Origin of the sequence: Flavobacterium sp. PL11 (assembly GCF_035985025.1) — a bacterium.
Taxonomy (GTDB): domain Bacteria; phylum Bacteroidota; class Bacteroidia; order Flavobacteriales; family Flavobacteriaceae; genus Flavobacterium.
Genome location: NZ_JAXCIA010000063.1, coordinates 1 through 3,346 on the forward strand (window position 1 = coordinate 1; position 3,346 = coordinate 3,346).

3 protein-coding genes are annotated in these 3,346 nt (G+C 33.7%); 2 read left to right on the top strand and 1 reads right to left on the bottom strand.

Features of this window, described 5'->3' with window-relative positions; genetic code table 11:
- Nucleotides 1-292 precede the first annotated feature (292 nt).
- Complete coding sequence (locus RCH18_RS15920; protein WP_326937761.1) at nucleotides 293-1,246, top strand: phosphoribosylaminoimidazolesuccinocarboxamide synthase; 954 nt, start codon at nucleotides 293-295, stop codon at nucleotides 1,244-1,246.
- A gap of 143 nt (nucleotides 1,247-1,389) precedes the next feature.
- Here the strand turns inward: RCH18_RS15920 and RCH18_RS15925 are convergent, their stop codons facing one another.
- The gene (locus RCH18_RS15925; RefSeq protein WP_326937762.1) at nucleotides 1,390-2,478 is read right to left on the bottom strand and encodes a M42 family metallopeptidase; all 1,089 of its coding nucleotides are present in this window, start codon (nucleotides 2,476-2,478) and stop codon (nucleotides 1,390-1,392) included.
- Between the two features lie 81 nt (nucleotides 2,479-2,559).
- Between RCH18_RS15925 and RCH18_RS15930 the strand changes: the two genes are divergently transcribed.
- The gene (locus tag RCH18_RS15930) at nucleotides 2,560-3,234 is read left to right on the top strand and encodes a DUF4294 domain-containing protein (RefSeq protein WP_326937763.1); all 675 of its coding nucleotides are present in this window, start codon (nucleotides 2,560-2,562) and stop codon (nucleotides 3,232-3,234) included.
- The last annotated feature ends 112 nt before the right edge of the window (nucleotides 3,235-3,346 follow it).

The following is a 3,346-nucleotide window of genomic DNA, read 5'->3' on the forward strand; positions in this document are numbered from 1 at the left end:
CAAGAGGTTATAGAAATTCGCAGAATTTCATAAAGATGGTGTATTATTTAGGAAATGCCTAAAATATATAATTCCACTAATTTAGGCGAAGAGCCGTATTTTTTGATTCTTAGCGAAATTAATTTTACACAAGGAAAAAATTATTTTGTATCGGAAATATATAGAAATAGAATCTGCTAATCTGCGGTAAAAAAACTAACTCGTTTGCCCTGAATAATGATTAAACAATTTTGCGTTTCTATGTGAAACAACCTATTTTTGCAAAAATAACAACACCACATCTAAAACTACAATGAATAACACAATAACCACAACCGATTTTAATTTTCCAAATCAAAAATCAGTTTACCGAGGTAAAGTAAGAGAAGTTTACAACATAAATGATGACCTTTTAGTAATGGTTGCGACTGATAGACTTTCAGCTTTTGATGTTGTTTTACCAAAAGGTATTCCCTATAAAGGTCAAATTCTAAACCAAATTGCTACTAAGTTCATGGAGCTGACTCAGGATATTGTTCCTAACTGGTTAATTGCTACGCCAGATCCTAGTGTTGCCGTAGGTCATTTATGTACGCCGTTTAAAGTGGAAATGGTAATTCGAGGTTATTTATCTGGTCATGCGTCACGAGAATACGCTCTTGGTAAAAGAGAAATTTGCGGAGTGAAAATGATTGAAAGTCTCAAAGAAAATGACAAGTTTCCAGAACCAATTATTACTCCTACTACAAAAGCGGATAATGGCGAGCACGATGCTGACATTTCTAGAGAAGCTATTTTATCAAAAGGAATTGTTACCGAAGAAGATTATGTAGTTTTAGAAAAGTATACTAGAGCTTTGTTTCAAAGAGGAACTGAGATTGCTGCAAGTCGCGGATTAATTTTAGTAGATACTAAATATGAATTTGGAAAAACGAAAGACGGAGTTATTGTTTTGATTGACGAAATTCACACACCAGATTCTTCTCGGTATTTTTATGTAGAAGGATATCAAGAAAGACAAGATAAAGGCGAAGAGCAAAAACAATTATCAAAAGAGTTTGTTCGTCGTTGGTTAATTGAAAATGGTTTTCAAGGTTTAGAAGGACAACAAATTCCTAATATGACGGACGAATACATTGAAACCGTTTCTGAAAGATATATTGAATTATACGAGAATATCCTTGGAGAGAAATTTATAAAAGCAGACATTTCAAATATTAATGAACGTATTGAGAAAAATGTCTTGGAATATTTAGGTAGTAGATAAGAAAAAAAAAATCGCAATCCAAATTTGAATTGCGGTTTTTTTTTAGCCCCGAAAACAGTGAAATTCCTTTATGGGCTAAAAATTTTTAGGACATAAAGATTGCAAAGACCCTACTATTTGGGAGCGGGATTAGCTCCAAAAAATTACTTAAAATAAGAAAAAGTTTCCTCATTTTCTATTTTCAGTAGCGTTTCATAAATTAATTTAATCACATTTTCTACATCATCACGATGAACCATTTCTACTGTTGTATGCATATAGCGTAAAGGCAATGAGATTAATGCTGATGCAACTCCACCATTACTGTAAGCAAAAGCATCAGTATCAGTACCTGTAACACGCGATGAAGCTAGTCTTTGAAACGGAATTTCTTTAGCAATTGCCGTTTCTAAAATTAGTTCTCTCAAATTGTTTTGAACGGCAGGAGCATAAGTAATGACTGGACCTTTCCCTATCTTAGTTTCTCCTTCAATTTTCTTATCAATCATTGGGGTAGTAGAGTCATGACAAACATCAGTTACAATCGCAACATTAGGCTTAATAGTTTTTGTAATCATTTCCGCACCACGCAATCCAACTTCCTCTTGAACAGAGTTTGTAATGTATAAACCAAAAGGTAATTTGATATTGTTTTCGTGTAGCAATCGAGCTACTTCAGCAATCATAAATCCGCCCATACGGTTATCAATGGCGCGACAAACAAATTTATTTTCATTCAAAATCATAAATTCGTCAGGGTAGGTGATTACACAGCCCACATGAATTCCCATTTTATCAACCTGTTCTTTAGTCTCACAACCAATGTCAATAAATAGATTGTCAACTTTAGCCACTTCTTCTTTGGCTCTATTGCGAGTATGAATCGCTGGCCAACCAAAAACGCCTTTTACAATTCCATTTTTAGTGTGAATATTAACGCGCTTTGAGGGTGCAATTTGGTGATCAGAACCACCATTGCGAATTACATAAATCAATCCATCATCAGTAATGTAGTTTACATACCAAGAAATTTCATCGGCATGTCCTTCAATCACCACTTTGTAAGGAGCGTCAGGATTGATAACACCCACAGCAGTACCGTAGGTATCGGTTATGAAAGTATCAACATAAGGTTTTAAATATTCCATCCATAATTTTTGACCTTCTGCTTCAAACCCAGTTGGAGATGCATTATTTAAGTATTGCTCTAAAAATGCGATAGAGGATTCGTTTAATATCGATTGTGTGCTCATAAAATATTTTTTTGCTAAATTATAAATTTGGTATAACAGTTGCGTAGTAAATGCATAATTTTGACATTAAAAATTTCATATATGATTCGTATTAAAATTCTGTTATTTTTTCTTCTAAGTATTCTATCTACAAATGCGCAGGTATTACCGCCGGATACCACAAAAATGGGCTATGAATTAATGGATGACGAATCTATTCTCAATGATACCATTCAGCTACCTGAAATATTGATATACAAGGAAAAAATGAATGCCGAAGACAAGAAAAAATTCTTGATACTTCAAAATAGAGTGTATGTCACTTATCCATACGCAAAATTAGCCTCAGAACGATTAACTAATCTTAATAAAGGAATGTTAAATTTAAGAACTAATAGAGAGAAAAAAAAGTATTTTAATATTGTTGAGGGCTATTTAAACAATGAATTTGAAGCTAAACTCAAAAAGCTTTCCCGAAGTCAGGGTAGAATTTTAGTAAAACTAATTCATAGACAAACCGGTCAGACTACATTTGAATTAGTGAAAACTTTAAAAAGTGGCTGGAAAGCATTTTGGTCAAACACAGCTGCAAGTGTGTTTGATATTAATCTAAAAACGAGATATGCACCCTATGAGGTAAATGAGGATTATTTAATAGAAACCATATTGATGCGCGCATTTGAATCCGGAAGATTACAAAATCAAAAAACGGCACTACCCATTGATTATGAAAAGCTCAATGAAGTTTGGATTTCAAAATCTCAAAAAGCCAACTAATATACATTTGTGCGTTCCCCTAAATACAATAGAGCCCATTACCTTTTCGGTTCATGGGCTCTATTGTATTTAGGGCCGGGCTATTCGCTACAAGTCCTCGGCAAGTTCCGTT

What these genes read in the sequence shown, in the direction of transcription:
- RCH18_RS15930 (WP_326937763.1), top strand. Translation starts at nt 2,560, where the DNA reads ATGATTCGTATTAAAATTCTGTTATTTTTTCTTCTAAGTATTCTATCT.
- RCH18_RS15925 (WP_326937762.1), bottom strand. Translation starts at nt 2,478, where the DNA reads ATGAGCACACAATCGATATTAAACGAATCCTCTATCGCATTTTTAGAG.
- RCH18_RS15920 (WP_326937761.1), top strand. Translation starts at nt 293, where the DNA reads ATGAATAACACAATAACCACAACCGATTTTAATTTTCCAAATCAAAAA.